Raw genomic sequence first — 18460 nt, forward strand, 5'->3', positions numbered from 1 at the left:
GCTCCGTTAATTTATCCAGAAGCACTCAAAATCCCCTTATTTTCAAGCTTTTTTCACACTTTTACTTCTGTACTTTTGACATCAAACATACCGTTTCATTTTGTGTATTGTTATCCAAACCTAGTGTAAACTCTTTTTCTATAATCGGCAACTTAAATTCTATGGATTTCAGCCACTGACCATTCTCTTTGCGTTCTTCGTAAATCTGTACATTATCCACCAACTGTGACAGGAACTCTCGTTTCTCAGCTTCGTTCATTTTGGCATACAGCTTATCAAAGAAAATGAGTGCCTTGTATATATTGTCTCCGGTAATCTTGTCTGCCAGCAGAGCGCGTTTCTTAGTTTTTGCAGATATAAGCAATTCCTCTGCTTCATCTATTTTATCATAAGTCTTGTACAAACGGTTCTCTAAATCTGTTTTTCTTCGCTGATAATGTTTATCCTCATAATCAAGAGAATCAATATCTGACAAGATCGTATCTTTGTTATGATATAGCTGTCTTAATTGTTTTTCGTAATTTGCTATTTCCTGATCTAATGCGCTTGTGTCTACTTCCATATTTATCTTCCTGCGTATTAAATCCGAAAATTTAGGATTGCTAACCAGTTTACTGATCACCTCTGCAACAGAAGCATCCAGCATTTCTTCATGCACCTGTTTTTTATAACCGCATTTATGACCTCTGGTCATATTCCGGTGTTTACAGCCATAATAATAAAAGTCCTTATAATGGCTTCCATCCTTGCGCTTCTTAATGGCCTTGTTGCCATACATTCCTGCACCGCAGACAGGACATTTTAAAATTCCAGATAAAAGATGTATCTTTTCTTTCTTATCACGATTGACCTTTTCGTACTTTTTAGCCTGTGCCGCCACCTTGACCTGCGCCTGCTCCCATACTTCTTCTGATACAAGAGCTTCATGTAAACCATCTACCAACAGATAATCATCTTTCTTAACTTGTCTGTACTCGTTCCTTGTACCATGAACCTTTTCTGTCCGTCTTCTACCATAGGAGATTTTACCGCTATAAACCGGATTCTGTATAATTCTTCTGATAAGAGCAGCATCAAATAATGGATTTTTGCCATTCTGCCTGGCTATCTTATGGATTCCATGATTTTCTAAATACTTAGCAATTCCATTCGCTCCCAGATCTGTATTCACATATTGGTCAAATATCGTTCTGATAGCTACTGCCTCTTCCTCATTCACTACCAATTTTCCATCAATGATAGCATATCCATATGGTGCAAAACCACCATTCCATTTACCTTCCCTGGCTTTCTGCATCCTGCCTTCCATTGTCTGAACACGGATGTTCTCACGTTCAATCTCTGCCACTGCTGACAGAACAGATATCATAAGTTTCCCGGCATCTTTAGATGAATCTATTCCATCCTCTACACAAATCAGATTCACACCAAAGTCCTGCATCACTTGTAATGTTGCAAGAACATCTGCCGCATTTCTTCCAAATCTGGAAAGCTTAAATACAAGGACATAAGACACTTCATCTTTTCCTGATTTGATATCGTCCATCATCTGATTAAATGCAATTCTTCCCTCTATTGACTTACCGGATTTTCCTGCATCCTCATACTCCCCGGCAGTTTCATACTCATTATAATCACAAAAGGCTTTCATTTTTGTTTTCTGTGCATCTAGAGAATATCCGTCTATCTGCATTGTTGTAGAAACACGGGTGTAAAGATACACTTTTATCTTTTCTTTAGACATTCTTATCACCTCTTAACGTCATTTTCGCAGTCAAAGCATAGCTACTAATTATACCTGTTTATCTGGCAGTGAAAGTAATCTGTCTATTACCGGATGAATAATTGCTGTCTCTGTAATCTGATTGATGGCACAAAGTTTCTTCCCTGCATCCTTACTGGATGCTCCACAATGATAAACCAGTTCTGTCTTTTCCCCATAATCAAGTATAATTAACCTGTCGTGACAATCAGGATTCGGCTTAATCCGAATCGTTGGATATTCATTTTGAAAATCCGTCACTAAAGAGTTCGTAAGAAATCCTCTCCCACCTTTTCCATTCTCTGTGAATAAAACAACTTCCACGCCATCTGCTTTCTGTGAAAGGTGTTGTAATGATTTTGCATTCATATAATCATCCACAACATAGATTGATTTATTTGCCTGTTGGTAGATTTCTATGTATGCAATGTCAGCTTCTAACTTCTGGCCTTTATAAATCACAAAATTCTTGACATCTTTTTCCGAAATAAAATTCTCACTTAGCTGTTCAACATTCTTTTGAATCAAATTAACCTTTTGGTCTGTTTGTTTCTGTTTATCTATTAACCCAGTTGTCTGCACTGATATTTCAGTAACTTTAGATGATAGTAACTCCATTTCAGATCTTGTTACAAATTGCTGGTTCTGTTTAATATAATGTCGCATTTCTCTAAAGGTACGCATAATAAAAATGCTTTGTTGCTCTGCTAATTCTCCGCGAAGTACTGTAGCAAGCATATAGATTCCTTGCTCTGTAAACGCAAAAGGCATCTTTTTAATATTGGATCCCTGTCTATTACTCTTTTCGTTCAAAGTCGCAAATTGCGACTTTGAAAATCCCTCCGGTATTTCTTCTCTATTTAGTTGAAACATGAAATCCTCTGGAAATCTACTAATGTTCCGCTTCACCTGCTCATTTAATCGTTTGACTTCATATCCATAGATTTCTGCTAAATCTTTATCCAGCATTACCTGCTGTCCGCGAATTATATACACTTTACTACGAATATCATCTGTAGTAATCAATTCCTTTGTATCTTCCATTTTTCCTCCTACCAAACCGGTTATTAGTTCCGTCAGATTGATTTTTCAATTCCATTTCATGAAGTCACAAATTGTGACTTCATGGATTTTTGATTCAAGGTGCAGTTAATTCACCTTGAACGTTAACGCAACTTGAGATTAATCAATCCTCCACAATACTCTCCATCTGTTCCAACTTCTGCAAGGCCTTTATATACGCCATCAGTCGTTTATACTGCTCATCACCTAGACTATGTATCTGTTTTAAAATCTTAATATCCGCCCTAGTGACTTCATAATCCATATCTGCATCTTTATATTCCGGGTCAATTCCCTTCCCCGTTAAAAGCTGTTCAGGAGTAATATCTAATGCATCACATATTGAAAGCAAACAATCCGCTTTTGGATTTGTCTTTTTCTTTTTCCAGTCACTGATGTTACTCGTTGCAATTCCAGTTCTTCTTGAGAGTTCCAACTGCGTTATGTTCTTCTGCTCCATCATATAAAAAATTCTTTCACTGATAATCATGATTTTTCCTCCACCAACATTTCATGTGCATCCGTATTTTGCGATTTTAATATCCGTCTTTACGGTTATAATATCATGCGACAGCTTTTCTTTCAATAGAGATTTTTGTATTTCTGAATTTTACTATATTCTTCGGTTTATAAAATTCAACATACAGCTGTTTAATTCTTTTCATGAGAAGATAATGATCCGGATCTGGCAAACTATCCAAATCCATCGCTTCTGCATACTTTGCTACCATTTCTCCGATAAAATTTGCCAAATCACTCCAGGCATCTCTTTCTTTTAGAACCACTTTATTCTTAACCATAATTAAAATCCTTTCTGACATTGTCATTGAAATCCATCGTATCCCATCCATAGTGATGTCCTTTCATTCCCTGATAGGATAAGATAGATATTATTAAAATTAGTATTGTTATTATTAGTTTTATTAGGCTTTGATTTCTACAGTTCTAAATACGTAAGAATCAAAACTCTGTGGGTGCATAAATCAAAATTCCTAGATGTGATTTTCACTCCTCTTCTTTTTTGATTTTTACCTGTGTGAATATCCCTCAAAATACTTTTTTAAGATACAACTTGTTAGGCTTACCCGGTCCTTGCCTCTTTCGTTCAAGTGCTCCCGCCTTCTCCAGCTCATCCAATAGTTTGCAGGCTTTTTGAGTGCCACAATTCAAATCCTTGCAAACTCTTTTTACCGAATAATAGATAAACACCCTTCCTTTGTCATCAATCCATCCATTTTTTATTGACAGGGAAACACGGTCTAAAAAGAATGCATATAATAGCTTTGCATCTGCTGATAACTCCGCAAAGTACACATTATTCGCCAAGCATTTTGGTAATCTGAAAAAAGTAAACAATTCTCCATAACCTCAATCCTTCCTTCTTTACATTTTGTAAATATGCAACGCTTTCTCAATTTGAACACCGGCTTTCCCAAATCATTCTCCAAATGCTATTTCACAAATTGGCAAGCAGTGCACCGGTATATACCCGGCGCATTTTTGCTTGTTGGGGAATGCCCCAATCCCCTCGAACTGCGGATAAACCGCAGAGCCACGCTAACGCTTTTTATCAATTCACCTTCTCTTCTTTGAATCCTCCTCATATAGATGAATAACTGCTTCAAGTGCCTTTTTCAGAAGTTCTGTTTGCTCATTATTCATCTTTTTTATTTCTGCAATATCCTCTTCATACAGCTTACCCATTTCATTTGCTTTCTTAGCATACTGATTGAGATCATTACTAATCCTTGTATGCAAAGATATTACCCGGTTCAAATCAGGCCATTCAGAGATTATTACATACCCGTTTAACGCCATCTTCCTGATATACGCACTCATATTATGAACTCCGGCTTCCTTCATCCGATCATGCAATATTTCCACCTCCTCCGGTTTAAATTTCACATAAATACCTTTTGAATACTCTTTCACTTTGCATTTCCTCCACTCTTTTTACTTTGTTTTTTAGAAATCATTCTATCAGGGCATTTGATGACTTTCTAAAAATAGGCAACAAAAAAAGCAACCGATGTTACTCGATTGCCATGCTGCCACTTTTACAAGACTATATCCGCTCAAAAAATTGTTAGTATTGTACAAATAGTTTTGTGAATAATTCTGTCCATTTTCCATTACAAAATGATAATTGACTTTTTAGAAATAGTTGTTCTCAGATTTTCTACAAAATTAGAAAAAGCCCAAACCACAAGGGTTTGAGCTCCATTTGTACATTCGTATTTTCTGCTTTTGGGTATAAAATCTCCGCTGTTAAATATAGAATATTTGTTCGTTTTTGTCAAGTCATACTTACAATGAAGAAAAGCTACCTGTCGATTAAATATGTCAGCTGATTGCCATATATTTCATTTAATGCAGTCTAAATCTTTTTCAGCAAAAGATGGTGGAAGAATGCAATATCTCTGTACTCCTGTATCTGTGATACTCTTAACTCAAGCTGCATCATTTTCTCCTGCCAATCTTCATCCCCATGCTTTTGTTGATTCTGCTGCAAATCCCAGAAAGTTCTTATTCCAAAATTAGCTGAGATAGTTAATTGTGGCTCCCATTTAGTAATATCATTATCTTCATAATATCTTATAGTCCCAAACTTAGAAGCTGTGCTGTTTTTTCCATCAAGAATTGCATTTGCCTTTTCAAAATCATCAAGCAAAACTGCCATTTGCATTACGCGTCCCGGTCTGTTATGTTTTACAATAGATAAAATTCCGTTCTGCTTAAGCACTCTAGTCAAAACCTTTATTACCTCTTCCTTGTTATCAACATACTCGAGTACATTGTGACAAATGATAATATCAAAAGTTTTATCAGCAAATGCTGATAAAGTTTTAACATCGCCCATTATTTGTGTATATTGATAATCTTTCCAAGCATTTGTCAGCATTTCTTGCGATGGTTCTATTGCAATCACTTCATTCTTTTCTGCGAAATAATTTGCTGTGATTCCTTCACCACTTCCAAAATCAAGTATTCTTTTTCCTTCTATTTCTCCTATCTGTTTCCATACTATTCTCTTGAATAGCCTCTCCCATGCCGGAAGTTCTGTAATTTTATGCATATTATCCGCGTCCTTTCCATACACAAAAACCAATTTTCTATCTTATCAAAACGCCACTAAAAAACTGTTCTTGAAATGCAATCTGTGCATATATTTCATCATCACTCGGAAGTTCTATATCACTATGTATAACTCCTTTTTCGTCACAAGGAACCACAATCCATTTCGTTTCATTATCATCATATCGATGATATACTGCAATAACTTTTCCTGTATATTCTGCAACAGCCGAATTCTCTCCAAAAAGATAGATATCCTGCTCTGCTCCGTCTCCACCTTTTATCCCGGTAACATACCCATAATTGATTGGATAAATCATCTCTTTATGACGTGGGTGGTAGCTTCCCTTAGGACGATCTATCTTTCCGCTTACTACTTGACCAATAATATCCTGATATCGGTTTGATGGGACAGGGTTGTCCTCAAATCCAAAAATATCTTTCACATTCAGACAGCAATCACCATGATCATACATTTTTCTAATTTCCGCTACTGTGAGCCATCTTGTTTGAATCACTTCATTTGTTGTTGCTCTTTGTAGGTCTGGTTCTTCTGTTGTTTCAAAATAATAAGAATCTCTTATCCAGTTATGTCTAAATCCGTCATAAGTAAGAGCTACTTTTGTAGCAAGAACAGTTGCTTTTTCACGTTCTAACGTGATTCCTACTTCCTCAAATACTTCTCTTAAAGCAGCATCTAAACTGGTATCTCCTGCTATGGAATGTCCCGCAACAGTTTCCCACTTTAATGGATCCGTATCCTTATCTGCCGAGCGCTGTGACACCAAATATTTCCCGGTTTTAGGATTCTTAATCCAAACCATAACCCATAAATGAAATTCATCTTTCAAAAGATTCTCCTGTTCTCCACGAGCGCAAATTTTTCCATTTTTCTTCCGATCTATTGTATATACATCCCACAATTCACTCATTCCCAATACTCTCCATTTTTATAGACATATTTTGTAAAATACATGCCTATTAGACCTTCCTCTAAATCATTTTAAAAAATTCTAATGCCTCAACAATCGCATCCTCTTTCTCCTTCGGACACTTAGGCTGTCTGGTATCATCAGATTTAGGTTTATTGTAATTCTCACGCTCTATAATTCCATACTTAGCCTTAACCTGCGCAATATAAAGGTTAGATACTTTCATCCCCTCATTATGCTCTGCCACATATGACTTGATTTCCTCATAGGTTGCTTTACTCTCAGCAGAGGTAATATCTAACTCATCCATATCCAGTCTCACATTCACATGATGCTTCGCCTCATGAAGTTTGGACAAAAGACATACCGTCTCTACATGCACAGTCTCGGGAAATAAATCCACATTACTGACCCTCTTCAACTCATACCCGCGCTCCTGGAACACCGCTAGATCCCTCGCAAAGCTTGTTGGCTTACAGGAAATATACACGATGTTTTTCACGCCATAGTCGATGATCTTTTGCAATGCCTTTGGATGGATGCCGTCGCGTGGTGGATCAAGGATAATATAGTCTGGTTTTTCCTCGATATCGTCAATGACTTTGAGGACATCTCCGGCTATGAATTCACAGTTATCCAGACCGTTGAGGGCAGCGTTTTCTTTTGCCGCCTCGACAGCCTCTTCTACGATCTCGACACCGATAACTTTGCGGGCAACAGGTGCAATGAGCTGTGCGATCGTGCCTGTTCCGCTATACAGGTCAAATACGACTTTATCGTGCAAATCTACCGCATGTATCTCTGTGGCATTGCCACCTGATGCTTTTCCGTTAAGCGCATCACCGCCCGGTGTATTTTCTTCGCCCGGTGTATTTTCTTCGCCCGGTGCGTTTTCTTCGCCGTATGTATTTTCTGCCATATTTCCGTTGCCGGTTTCTCCTGCATTTCCAATATTAATCTCACCTAACACATACTCGCGTGCACGCTGATAGAGCACTTCTGCCCCGCTTGTATTTGTCTGGAAGAAGGAGAATGGGGAGATTTTGAAGGTGAGTCCTAAGACTTTCTCTTCAAACCAATCTTTGCCATATAAGATCTTTGTCTCGTCGCTTTGTACGACATCGCCCAGGCTATCGTTACAGATCTGCAGAATACCTGTGATCTGTCCCTCAAGAGGAAGGGCAAGCAGGCGGCTGACAAGCTCGCTATAATCGATTTCCTGCTGTGTGGAGGTGACGAGTGCTACGAGCATATCACCGGACACTTCGGCACGGCGAACGAGCAGATGACGAAGTACGCCCTGATGATCGCGTTTATGGTAATATGGAATGTTATTTTCTTTGGCGTATTCTCGCACGCAGGCAAGGACTGCGGAGTAATCGGGATGTACGATCTGACAGCCCTCCGCATCGACGATATCATGAAAGCTTCCCTTTTTGTGCAGACCGAGCGTTAATGGACCGTCTTTAACGGCATCTCCAAAGGAAAATTCCATTTTGTTACGGTATCCCCACTCTCTGTATTGTCCATCTTTTCGTACAGATAAGATTCCATCGTACTGATAACCATCTCCTTCGTAGACGGCATCGATCAAGCGAAGCACTTGTTCTTTTTTGAGGGCGAGCTGCTGTTCATACGGAATTTCCTGATAGTTACAGCCACCACATGTACCAAAATTCGGACACTTCGCCTCTCGCGTTTCTAACTGTCCTTTTTTTAGGACAGAGCGCAATCGTCCTTCACATTTATTTTTGCGTGCTTTCTTGACGGAGAACTCTACTGTCTGTCCGGGAAGCGCACCTTTTACGATAGCATATTCGGTTGCCACACTTTCGTCAGGCTGCGGCACCTGCGCCTTTACAACTGCTTTATTCGGAAAGTCAACGCGTTCTACCACGCCTGTATAAATCTGTCTCTTTTTCATATTTATCCTCATTTCTGTAACTGCAGATTTTATGTTTATCTATTTCTGCATCAATAATTTTCATGCCCGTTCATTTCTGCATCAATAATTTTGATGCTCGTTCATTTCTGCATCAACAATTTTTATGTTTATCTAAATCTGCACTAACAGTTTTACCATTCATTTATTTCTGCACCAACAGTTTTCTTATTATTCTCTTGGCTTGTCCGCAAAGTTACCCATGATCTTTAAGTTGCTGGCATATTCTTCGATCGACGCCATCGCATTTCCCACACCGGAGTCCTGCAGATTTCCGGTAAAGTCAACGAAGAAACGATATTCCCAACTGCTTTTGTGCATTGGTCGGGACTCGATCTTAGTTAAGTTCAGATCGTTATAATAAAAGTTTGCCAACATATGATACAGGGCACCAGCCTCATGTTTTACTTCAAATGCAATGCTGACTTTATTGGCATTTTTTACATATATTTTTTGATTTGAAATAATGATGAAACGAGTATAGTTTTGGTTGTGCTGATTGATCTTTGGCTGCAGCACGGTAAGACCGAACTCCTCAGCTGCGCGCACACTGGCGATCGCTCCCTGTGATCTGTCACCCTCTTCTGCAATTTTCTTAGCAGCGCCTGCTGTGCTGTCATATTCCACACCACGAATGGCAGGATGTTCCTCTAAGAAATCTGCACACTGCAACAAGCCCTGTTGATGAGAATACACAACTTTCAGGTCATCGATGGAAGCTCCAGGAAGTCCAAGTAATGCCTGATCGACCTTGATAACATGCTCTGCCACGATAGTCACATCGTGATCGACCATCAGATCATAGATGTCTGCAATGCTTCCGGTGGAAGTGTTTTCGATCGGCACAACGCCATACAGTGCCTCTCCATTTGCAACAGTCTCCATCACTTCTTTAAAAGTTGTTTTGTTAAAAGAGGTGATCTTATCCCCAAAATATTCCAACATCGCCTGCTCGGTAAAGGCTCCTTTTTCCCCAAAATAGACAACTCTAGTGTCTTCGTTGACATCCAGTTTCTCTACTTCACGAAATGGAATATGGTTTACTCCGGGACCAAGTTTTTGATACTGATATTTACGGCTGATGGACATAATCTGGCGAAACAGATCCTCAACTGCTGTCTCGTTAAATTCATTATTTGCCATCTTACGCATTGTTGCGATCTTTTCGTTCTCACGCTGTGGATCATATACCTTCTTTCCGGTACTGCGCTTATACGCTGCAACGTCGTTGGCAACGTCCATTCTGTCCTGAAAGAGACGAATGATCTCTTTGTCAATTTCATCAATTTTTCTGCGGCTTTCTGCTAAATCTATTACCATATTTTTATTCACTGATCTGTCAACCAGTTTATCCTTTCTCTCGGTATCTTCCGAGCTTTCTTTATCCGGCATATTATGTGATAACCCCACCGCTATTAGAATACCATATTCCTTACCCTCTGTACAAGGAATACAACAAAGTGGGCTTGCCCACTTTGCGCGTCACCGCTGGGTTGCTTGTGCAACCTTCCTCTGTGTGGTACTCGCATCCTCACGGAGTGTTTTTTACTTTACTCAAACTTCCCATACCTCAAATCCTTCACAACCACATATTGCTTATTATGTCAGCAACAAATAAACTATTTTGCAGCCAGTAGTCTGACTTGTTCTGCCGGCAGCGAACTAAGATAATTGCCGCAGAACGCAGAATTTTTGGATGATTTCTTATTTTGTTAAGTCTCTGATGAATACATGCCCGAAGAATTGTCTGAGATGTCCCGGTTTAGCAAGGTATCATCCATTTTTGGACGGGACGCTTTCGCTACGATGCGCTACGTCACGTTACTTAATGTCTCTGAAATACGAGACATAAGTAACGACGAGCGCAAAGTCCCTTTCAAAAATGATGATTACCTTGCTTCCGGGACTTTGAGTTTCCGAAGGGCATGTAAATCAATCATCAGAGACAACAAAATCTAGAAATCACCAAAAACGTAAATGCGGCAAGGCAATTACTATAGTTCTCTGTCGGCAGAAACCACAATGTTGTGGCTGCAAAATTCTTAGTATTCTTTGACATAATAAGCAATATGTGGTTTTGCAATAACTTCCGGTATGGGAAGTATGAGTTACTTTATAGTAAACGACAAGTTTCCTATAAGGATTAGGGTATCAAAAGTCCATTTTCATGACGGAGATATTTTTTTGAAGATTTGCGCTACAATATCTTGAGGCGATGCGGCGCATCGTTGATAGATATTGTAGTCAAAGATTCGAGAAAATAGCCTGTCAGGGAAATTCAGACCTTTTGACACCCTAATCCTATAAAGTAAAAAACATCCGGTGATTTGATCACCGGATGCCCGTTCATTCACTCTACTGAAAACCTTTCAAGAAAGATGCTTTCGAATCTCCCTTACTTTTTCTTCCGCCTCGCTCTGCCTGCTGCATTCTATGAAGCTCTTCATCATCGAACTTGGACTCTTTGAAGTTGTCCTCCTCCAACAATGCTTTCAGATCAACTTTCTTTGCTTTTCTAGGCTTAGAAGGCTTCTTCGGATCCGGATGCACTCTTTTGCTCTTTGCGACAGGCGCCTCCTTCTGCTCTGCCTCGGCAGGCTCGTCAGCTTCCTGTGTGTCCTCCTCTGCCGTCTCTGCAGAAGTATCCTCTGCTGAGTCCGTGGCATCTGCCTCTTCTTCCGCCTCTTCCGTTACTGCAGCTTCTGCTTCTTCCGAAGTCTCTTCCACTGCCGGAGCTTCTTCCTGTGCAGTCTCTTCCTGTACAGTCTCTTCTTCTGCGATCTGCTCCTCTTCCTGTGGTGCTACCTGCTCTTCTACAGGCTGTGCCTCAGGCTCCTGCTTCGTCTCCACGTTCTTTGCGGTATCAGCATTCTCTTTGGACCCAGCGCTCTGTACCGTCTCATTCTTTTTCTTTACCGCTGAATCCTTATGTAGGTCCGACGCCTCTTCTCCTTCTAAGTTGAACTCCGTAGCGTCATCACCAATAAAGATGTCTTTACTGATCGTAATATGTGCAACCAGTGCTGAACCAAAGTATTCGTTCAGAACCGGAACCTGCTCGATCGCTTTTACCGGATCGTCGGACTTGATCATTGTCAAAAATACAGCGAACGGTCTAATATAAACCAAGCACTGTTCCAATGGATATTTTTCCACTTTGATCGTAACCACTTTATCCTTAAATGCCTGTAACTTCTCTTCCACATCGGCATCCTCTGTGTACAAGCTAAGGAAACTCTTCTTGACTGCCTCAAGATATTCTAATTTACGTGCTTCATTCATACGCTTCTCGATCTGATCGCGCATGATATGCATTTTCTTTGGAGCTACATCACCAAGATTTGCCTGCTTATAAAGCTTTAAGCACTCTTTCTGTTTGGTATTTAACTCCATGATGCACTGCATCATTTCTGTATTTGCTTTTTCAGGCACAAACTCCTGCATCGTGATGCTTGCCATCACTTCCTTCACTAACGTACTGAACCGGATCATTTCCTCTTCAAGTTCATTGTACGAAGCAAGTAACTGCTGTATTTCGTTCATCCCTACCTGTCTCCCTTCACGTTAAAATAATCCTTCAAAATAAGTATAATACATTTTGTGAAAAATGCACATAGTTTTTTTACTTTTTTTTAACTTTTTTTACATTTTTTTAACTTCCACAGATCAATCTGCAATATACTCATTCGTAAATCCTGTATTTTCCGGAATTTCCTGATCGTATAAATGTTGCTCATTGACCCATTGATAAAACATATTCCAACGGTCTGCATCAAAAACTCCGAACTGCGCCGCATCATCGATGTAGCAATCCTTTAGATATTCCTGACTGCCTTTTATCAGACGTTCATCAAGATCCGGCACGCTGCTGCATAATATTTCTGCTGCCTTCTCCGGTTTTTTGATGGCATACTCATAGCCTTTTTTGACAGCTTTCAAAAATTTTCTGGCGACATCCGGATGCTTTGTTAAGAATTTATTATTCGCAATGATAACCGGACTGTAGTAATCAAACCGTTCGTCTAACTGTCGAAACGGCAAGAATGTCGTAACCAGTCCGGCCTGTTCACATTGAATGCCACCCCACTCATAATTGATCCACGCACATTGAATGTCCGAACGGAGTGCCGATACCACATCGTCAATATAACTGGATAATAATGTCACACGCCCAAAATCACCGCCGTCCGCTTCCACTAAGGTCTGTATGACTTTTTGGCGAAACAGCGTATCATTGGTCGCCAGCGTGTGATCCTGCAATTTGCCCGGAGAATCGATTCCCTGATCGGTCGATGAGATCAATCCTGCCGTATTGTGCTGCAAAATTGCCGCTACAGCCGTCACATTAATATTTTGATCTCCGGCAAACTCTTCCGCCAGATTGTCCTGCGCATCAATGCCAAATTCAGCATTACCGGATACTACCATGTCGGTTGCACCGTCATCCGGCGGCAGTACGATCTCCACTTCCAGCCCTTCGTCCGCAAAATATCCCTTTTGCTCGGCAACATACAACCCGGTATGATTCGTATTCGGCGTCCAATCCAGTACCATCGTAAGCTGTGTTTTTGTATCCTTTTTGTTCGTCTGTTTCTTCGTTTGACAAGCGCAAAGATTCACTGACATACTTGCCACCAGGCATAACGCAAGCAAACGCATTCTAAATGTTTTTTTCATACTGATCACTCATGCCTTTCCGCACCTGTTGCTTTAAGTGAGCTTTCGCATTTTGCCACAGGCACAGATTCAGCACCACAAATTGTATTCGCTTTATTCCGCTTTCAAAAATGCTGCATAACATTTCTTTGCCTCATACACATCGGCTTTGCTGGTAATCTCCCAAGGTGCATGCATATTTAACACTGCAACACCGCTGTCGATAACCTGCATGCCATACAGGGACAAAATATATGCGATCGTTCCACCACCGCCAATATCTACTTTACCAAGTTCTGCTGTCTGATAAGCAACATTTGCATTATCCATAATGTTGCGAAGTTCGGCCAAATATTCTGCGTTCGCATCGTTGGAACCGGACTTGCCGCGGCTTCCGGTAAATTTACTAAATACAACGCCTCTGCCAAGATAAGATGCATTTTTCTTTTCAAATGCATCGGCAAATAATGGGTCGTAAGCTGCATTTACATCTGAAGAAAGCATGCGGCAGTTTGCCAGACAGCGTTTCAAGGTAAGCTCTGAATAAGTGCCCTCGAGATTGATCAGCTCTGCCACTACATTTTCAAAGAAATGTGACTGCATTCCTGTTGCTCCAACACTGCCGATCTCCTCTTTATCAACCAGCAGGCAGCAAGCTGTCTTAACCAGATCTTTGGCCTCTAACATAGCTGCCAAAGAAGTATAAGCACATACTCTGTCATCTTGTCCATAAGACATGATCATGCTTCTGTCTACACCGAGTTCTCTTGCCGCACCTGCCGGTACGATCTCTAATTCTGCAGAGATAAAATCTTCTTCTTCCATGCCATACTGATCTTGCAGCAATTTCAGCACATTTGCTTTGACGGCATCTTTTTCTTCGTCTTTCAAAGGCATACTTCCGATCAAAAGATCTAATTTCTCTCCCTCGATAACTTTAGCTGCCTTTTTCTCCATCTGCGTTCCGGCCAAGTGGATCAACAGATCTGTTACACAAAATACCGGATCATCCTCTTTCTCACCGATGCAGATATCCACCGTCTCGCCATTTTTCTTTACAACCACACCGTGGATCGCTAACGGAAGCGTCACCCACTGATATTTCTTGATCCCACCATAATAATGTGTATCCAAATAAGCCATGTCGCTGTCTTCATACAATGGATTCTGCTTTACATCCAAACGCGGTGAATCGATATGCGCTCCTAAAATATTCATGCCCTGTTCCAATGGCTGCTCACCGATCTGAAACATTGCAACACTTTTGTTCATGCATACTGCATAAACTTTATCACCTTTTTGCAGAGCACGTCCCTGTTCCATAAAGGACTGCAGAGACTGATAACCTGTCGCTTCTGCCTGTTTGATAATCTCTTTCACACATTCTCGTTCGGTCTTGCCCACCGTCAAAAACTCTCGATAGGATTTATTCACTTCTTCTAATTCTGTAATCTGCTCATCACTATACGCTTTCCATGCATTCTTTCTTTCCATCTAAACTCTCCTGCCTTTCCGTTTTTTTACTCTGCTAACCTCTATAGCAGCTAAACATACACCCTTTAGTATACAACATTTTTCGCAAAATACAAATTCAGAATCTCAAACTGATTATCTCACAAATTCGCAACGCAAGGGAGCTTGTTCACTTGCGCAGAATTTGTGAACGACAAAATCATAAAGCGCAATGCGCGGCAGATGCGAAGCATCTGGATTTTGGAGTCATTATCTCATAATAATTGCGCATGATTTCTAAATTTTGTTGTCTCTGATGATTGATTTACATGCCTTACGGACAACTCGAGGTCCCGGAAGCAAGGTATTCATCATTTTTGAAAGGGACTTTGCGCTCGTCGTTACTTATGTCTCGTATTTCAGAGACATTAAGTAACGTGACGTAGCGCATCGTAGCGAAAGCGTCCCGTCCAAAAATGGATGATACCTTGCTAAACCGGGACATCTCAGACATTCCTTCAGGCATGTATTCATCAGAGACTTAACAAAATAGCTTTGGATGTGCGAAGTTTGAGTTCAGAATGATAGGTGAGTGCTGCAGAGCCAATATAGAATTCCTGCAATGATGCCTTGGCGTATTTTGGCGATAACATATTTGCCGGTGGAAAGATCCGTTTCGGAGATCACACTGGCCGTTTGTGCAACACTGGATAAGCCCCCGAAAGCGCAAAATGCAACAAGAAGCACCTGCCCAGATATCCCGGGGATCGTACTGCTAAGCAGCACGGCGCCGGTGGTGATCTCCAGCGCACTGACGATCCCGGCTTTATATTCCGGTGCAAACGGACACATTTGCTGTACGATGCCTGCCAAAATAGAAAACAAAATGATATAACCGCCTACTTTCGTCAGTATCACAAACGAATGTAAGATGCTCTCATCCAGAACGTTAATGACATTTCCGGCATATGGTTTTTCCTGTTTCCGGCCGGCAAACTCTGCTGACCAACTGTTTTCCAGCCCCAAACTGCGCATAATATGGCGCCTTCCCCGATCGATCACGCTCCCGATCCACCCTGCAATATAGACCAATATCAATACGATAAGCGGTTTGTGCAGCCCCATGCAGGACACACCGATAAATTCTGTCAAAAACATCGGGCTGGCGTTGTTACAAAACGTTAAAATATATTGTGCTTCTTCTTTGCAAATGCGTTGTCCCCGATACAATTCTGCCGTAGTCGCTGCACCTAACGGATATCCGGATAACATACCTACAACGACCGCATAACAACCGGATCTTGTAATGCCAAATACCCTTTGTAAAACCGGGGCAACAACACCTGTGATCCGCTCTGTCAGTCCCAATCCCATGATCACAGAAGAAACAATAGAAAAAGGCAACAGTGACGGAAGTACGATCTGAAACCACATGAGCAATCCTTCTTTGGCAGAATCGCTGACAGCCTGTGGAAACAGCAAAAAAACTATAATTATACTTCCGATCACCATCGCCATGATTGTTTGTTTCACGAACACTACCACTCCGTTTTCTAAGAACCACATTCCGTACATGATATGCGTCCGTTTTCGTATCTATTCTCGGTACTCCGATTCCTGTATGTAGCCTTGCTCCAGAGAATGACACTCCGATTTCCGTATCTAGCCATGCTCCAGAGAATGACACTCCGATTTCCATATCTATCCTTGGTACTCTGGGCGCCGCAGCTCTTTCCATCCCAAAGTGATCGCCACAATGGCCGCCATCAGATCAGCCACCGGACCCGCATACATGATGCCATCAATCCCTACAAATAACGGAAAGATAATAATAAGCGGCAGTAAAAACAAAATCTGTCTGGTCAAAGATAATATCATACCTCTCGTTGGCTTGCCGATCGCTGTAAAGAAATTGGATGAGATCGGCTGCAAAAAATTCAAAAACGTAAAAAACAAAAAGATATGAAAATAGTTTTGTGCAAATTGAAAATACTCCGGTGATCCCTTTCCAAACAGTGCAATGATCTGATGTGGTAATAACTGAAATAACAGGAATGCAACCACTGCCAATGTGCCTCCGTAGGAAAGTGCCCGCATATACGCTGCTTTCACACGACGATATAATCCTGCACCATAATTGAAGCTGACGATCGGCTGCAATCCCTGCGAGATTCCAATCACAAACGCCATAAACACTTGATTGACTTTCGTAATAATTCCTACGCAGGCAATCGGGATCGACTCTCCATACACAGAAAGCGAACCATAATATTTCAACGATTTATTCATAACGATCTGTACGATCATCATCGCTAATTGATTACTGCACGGAGCAGCTCCAAGCGCCGTGATCCGCCCTATATATTTTGCATGCGGTTTCAAGTGGCTAAGACACAATGTAACCGTACGGCAATGACACAAAAAATAAACCGCCAAACCGCCGGAGATCATCTGTCCAATGACCGTTGCCCATGCTGCTCCGGCCATGCCCCATTGAAAACCAAAGACAAATAATGCATCTAATGCCGTATTGATCACTGCGCCAACCAGATTGCACAGCATTGTAAGCTTTGGTCGGCCATCTGCCCGCAGCAAATGTCCCCCTCCGGTTGCAACGATGACAAACGGAAAACCAATAGAGACAATTCTTGTATATACACTGGCATAGCCTAACACTTCCCGCGAGGATCCAAAGAATACCATTAACTGTTGCAAAAACAGTTGCGTCACTGCCAACAACACAGTCCCGCAAAACACCATCATAAACAAGGCGTTTCCCATAAAATAAACTGCTTTTTTCTTTTCCTCTGCTATCGTCTGTCCCAATCCCATAGAAATATTAAAGGCGGATGAACCGCCAATCCCAAATAACAGTGCGATCGCAACACAAGAAATAGAAAGTGGAAATGAAATATTGGTTGCCGCATTGCCAAGTTCTCCTACGCTGTGTCCAATAAAAAACTGATCCACGATATTATACAAAGAACTGACTAACATCGCCACAATGCTGGGCAGTGCAAAGCGATGCAGCAAAGAACTGACTTTCTGCGTTCCAAGCGGATTATCTATCTGTATTCCCATACAAATCACTCTCGCCTTTCTTAAACAATGTACAAACTAAGATTCTACCGTCAAAAACTTGTCCCATCCGGCAATCTCATGATCTGCCGCGATTTCTAACCGAAACGAATGATCTTCCCCTTCTACTACGATAGAATACATTCCATCTGCCTTGTTGATCTCATACACAGTCAGCCCGCTTAATTCACGCAGTCCCTCCTGTATCTCCTGCTCGCTCATAGCACGATCTTCATAAGTTTGACGAAGATTGCCATCTGCGTCATATACTTTATAGCCTTCTTCCACAAGTTGTGCCAAAGATCCTTCTACAAAGGTAATCTCCATCTGATTCGCCCGCATCGTACGGATATCACGATTCATGCTGTTATCCGGCAGGATCTTTACGTTATCTATCATCACCTTGACACGGCCGCACGCACACTCAACCTCTTCTAACACCGCATCCTCAAAGTCAAAATGTTCTAGCTCGTCTTTCGTTTGAAACCGTCGTTCCATATC

16 protein-coding genes are annotated in these 18460 nt (G+C 41.1%); all 16 read right to left on the reverse strand.

Annotated elements, in window-relative coordinates:
• Positions 1-61: 61 nt before the first annotated feature.
• Positions 62-1744 (reverse strand): recombinase family protein, encoded by a 1683-nt coding sequence (locus ACSAJE_RS06065; protein WP_118689871.1) that lies wholly within the window; start codon positions 1742-1744, stop codon positions 62-64.
• A 48-nt stretch (positions 1745-1792) separates the two neighbouring features.
• Positions 1793-2806, reverse strand: coding sequence for an ORF6N domain-containing protein (locus ACSAJE_RS06070; RefSeq protein ID WP_118689872.1), 1014 nt, complete (start codon positions 2804-2806; stop codon positions 1793-1795).
• Between the two features lie 142 nt (positions 2807-2948).
• Positions 2949-3314, reverse strand: coding sequence for a helix-turn-helix domain-containing protein (locus tag ACSAJE_RS06075; RefSeq protein ID WP_118689873.1), 366 nt, complete (start codon positions 3312-3314; stop codon positions 2949-2951).
• A gap of 73 nt (positions 3315-3387) precedes the next feature.
• Entirely contained in the window at positions 3388-3624 is a 237-nt protein-coding gene (locus tag ACSAJE_RS06080) for a hypothetical protein (protein WP_118689874.1), read from the reverse strand.
• Between the two features lie 247 nt (positions 3625-3871).
• Positions 3872-4180 (reverse strand): replication initiator protein A, encoded by a 309-nt coding sequence (locus ACSAJE_RS06085; protein ID WP_458009958.1) that lies wholly within the window; start codon positions 4178-4180, stop codon positions 3872-3874.
• 219 nt (positions 4181-4399) lie between these two features.
• Positions 4400-4756, reverse strand: a complete 357-nt coding sequence (locus ACSAJE_RS06090; RefSeq protein ID WP_118689875.1) for a plasmid mobilization protein — start codon at positions 4754-4756, stop codon at positions 4400-4402.
• A 445-nt stretch (positions 4757-5201) separates the two neighbouring features.
• Complete coding sequence (locus tag ACSAJE_RS06095; protein WP_118689876.1) at positions 5202-5900, reverse strand: class I SAM-dependent methyltransferase; 699 nt, start codon at positions 5898-5900, stop codon at positions 5202-5204.
• A 37-nt stretch (positions 5901-5937) separates the two neighbouring features.
• Positions 5938-6831, reverse strand: a complete 894-nt coding sequence (locus ACSAJE_RS06100; RefSeq protein WP_118689877.1) for an NUDIX domain-containing protein — start codon at positions 6829-6831, stop codon at positions 5938-5940.
• 61 nt (positions 6832-6892) lie between these two features.
• Positions 6893-8755 (reverse strand): class I SAM-dependent RNA methyltransferase, encoded by a 1863-nt coding sequence (locus tag ACSAJE_RS06105; protein ID WP_458009959.1) that lies wholly within the window; start codon positions 8753-8755, stop codon positions 6893-6895.
• A gap of 189 nt (positions 8756-8944) precedes the next feature.
• Positions 8945-10165 carry a prephenate dehydratase gene (pheA, locus tag ACSAJE_RS06110; RefSeq protein ID WP_458009960.1) on the reverse strand — a complete coding sequence of 407 codons (1221 nt, stop codon included), beginning with the start codon at positions 10163-10165 and terminating at the stop codon, positions 8945-8947.
• A gap of 963 nt (positions 10166-11128) precedes the next feature.
• Positions 11129-12316, reverse strand: a complete 1188-nt coding sequence (locus tag ACSAJE_RS06115; protein WP_458009961.1) for a hypothetical protein — start codon at positions 12314-12316, stop codon at positions 11129-11131.
• Positions 12317-12439: 123 nt separating this feature from the next.
• Positions 12440-13450, reverse strand: a complete 1011-nt coding sequence (locus ACSAJE_RS06120) for an ABC transporter substrate-binding protein (RefSeq protein WP_458009962.1) — start codon at positions 13448-13450, stop codon at positions 12440-12442.
• A gap of 93 nt (positions 13451-13543) precedes the next feature.
• Positions 13544-14923, reverse strand: a complete 1380-nt coding sequence (locus ACSAJE_RS06125) for an aminopeptidase (protein WP_022024650.1) — start codon at positions 14921-14923, stop codon at positions 13544-13546.
• Between the two features lie 534 nt (positions 14924-15457).
• Positions 15458-16414 (reverse strand): nucleoside recognition domain-containing protein, encoded by a 957-nt coding sequence (locus ACSAJE_RS06130; protein ID WP_458009963.1) that lies wholly within the window; start codon positions 16412-16414, stop codon positions 15458-15460.
• 168 nt (positions 16415-16582) lie between these two features.
• Positions 16583-17962 (reverse strand): MATE family efflux transporter, encoded by a 1380-nt coding sequence (locus ACSAJE_RS06135; protein WP_118507671.1) that lies wholly within the window; start codon positions 17960-17962, stop codon positions 16583-16585.
• 36 nt (positions 17963-17998) lie between these two features.
• Positions 17999-18457, reverse strand: a complete 459-nt coding sequence (locus ACSAJE_RS06140; RefSeq protein ID WP_118507672.1) for a subtilin biosynthesis sensor protein SpaK — start codon at positions 18455-18457, stop codon at positions 17999-18001.
• Positions 18458-18460 lie beyond the last annotated feature (3 nt).

This window comes from Jutongia sp. SJQ-6, assembly GCF_054161275.1.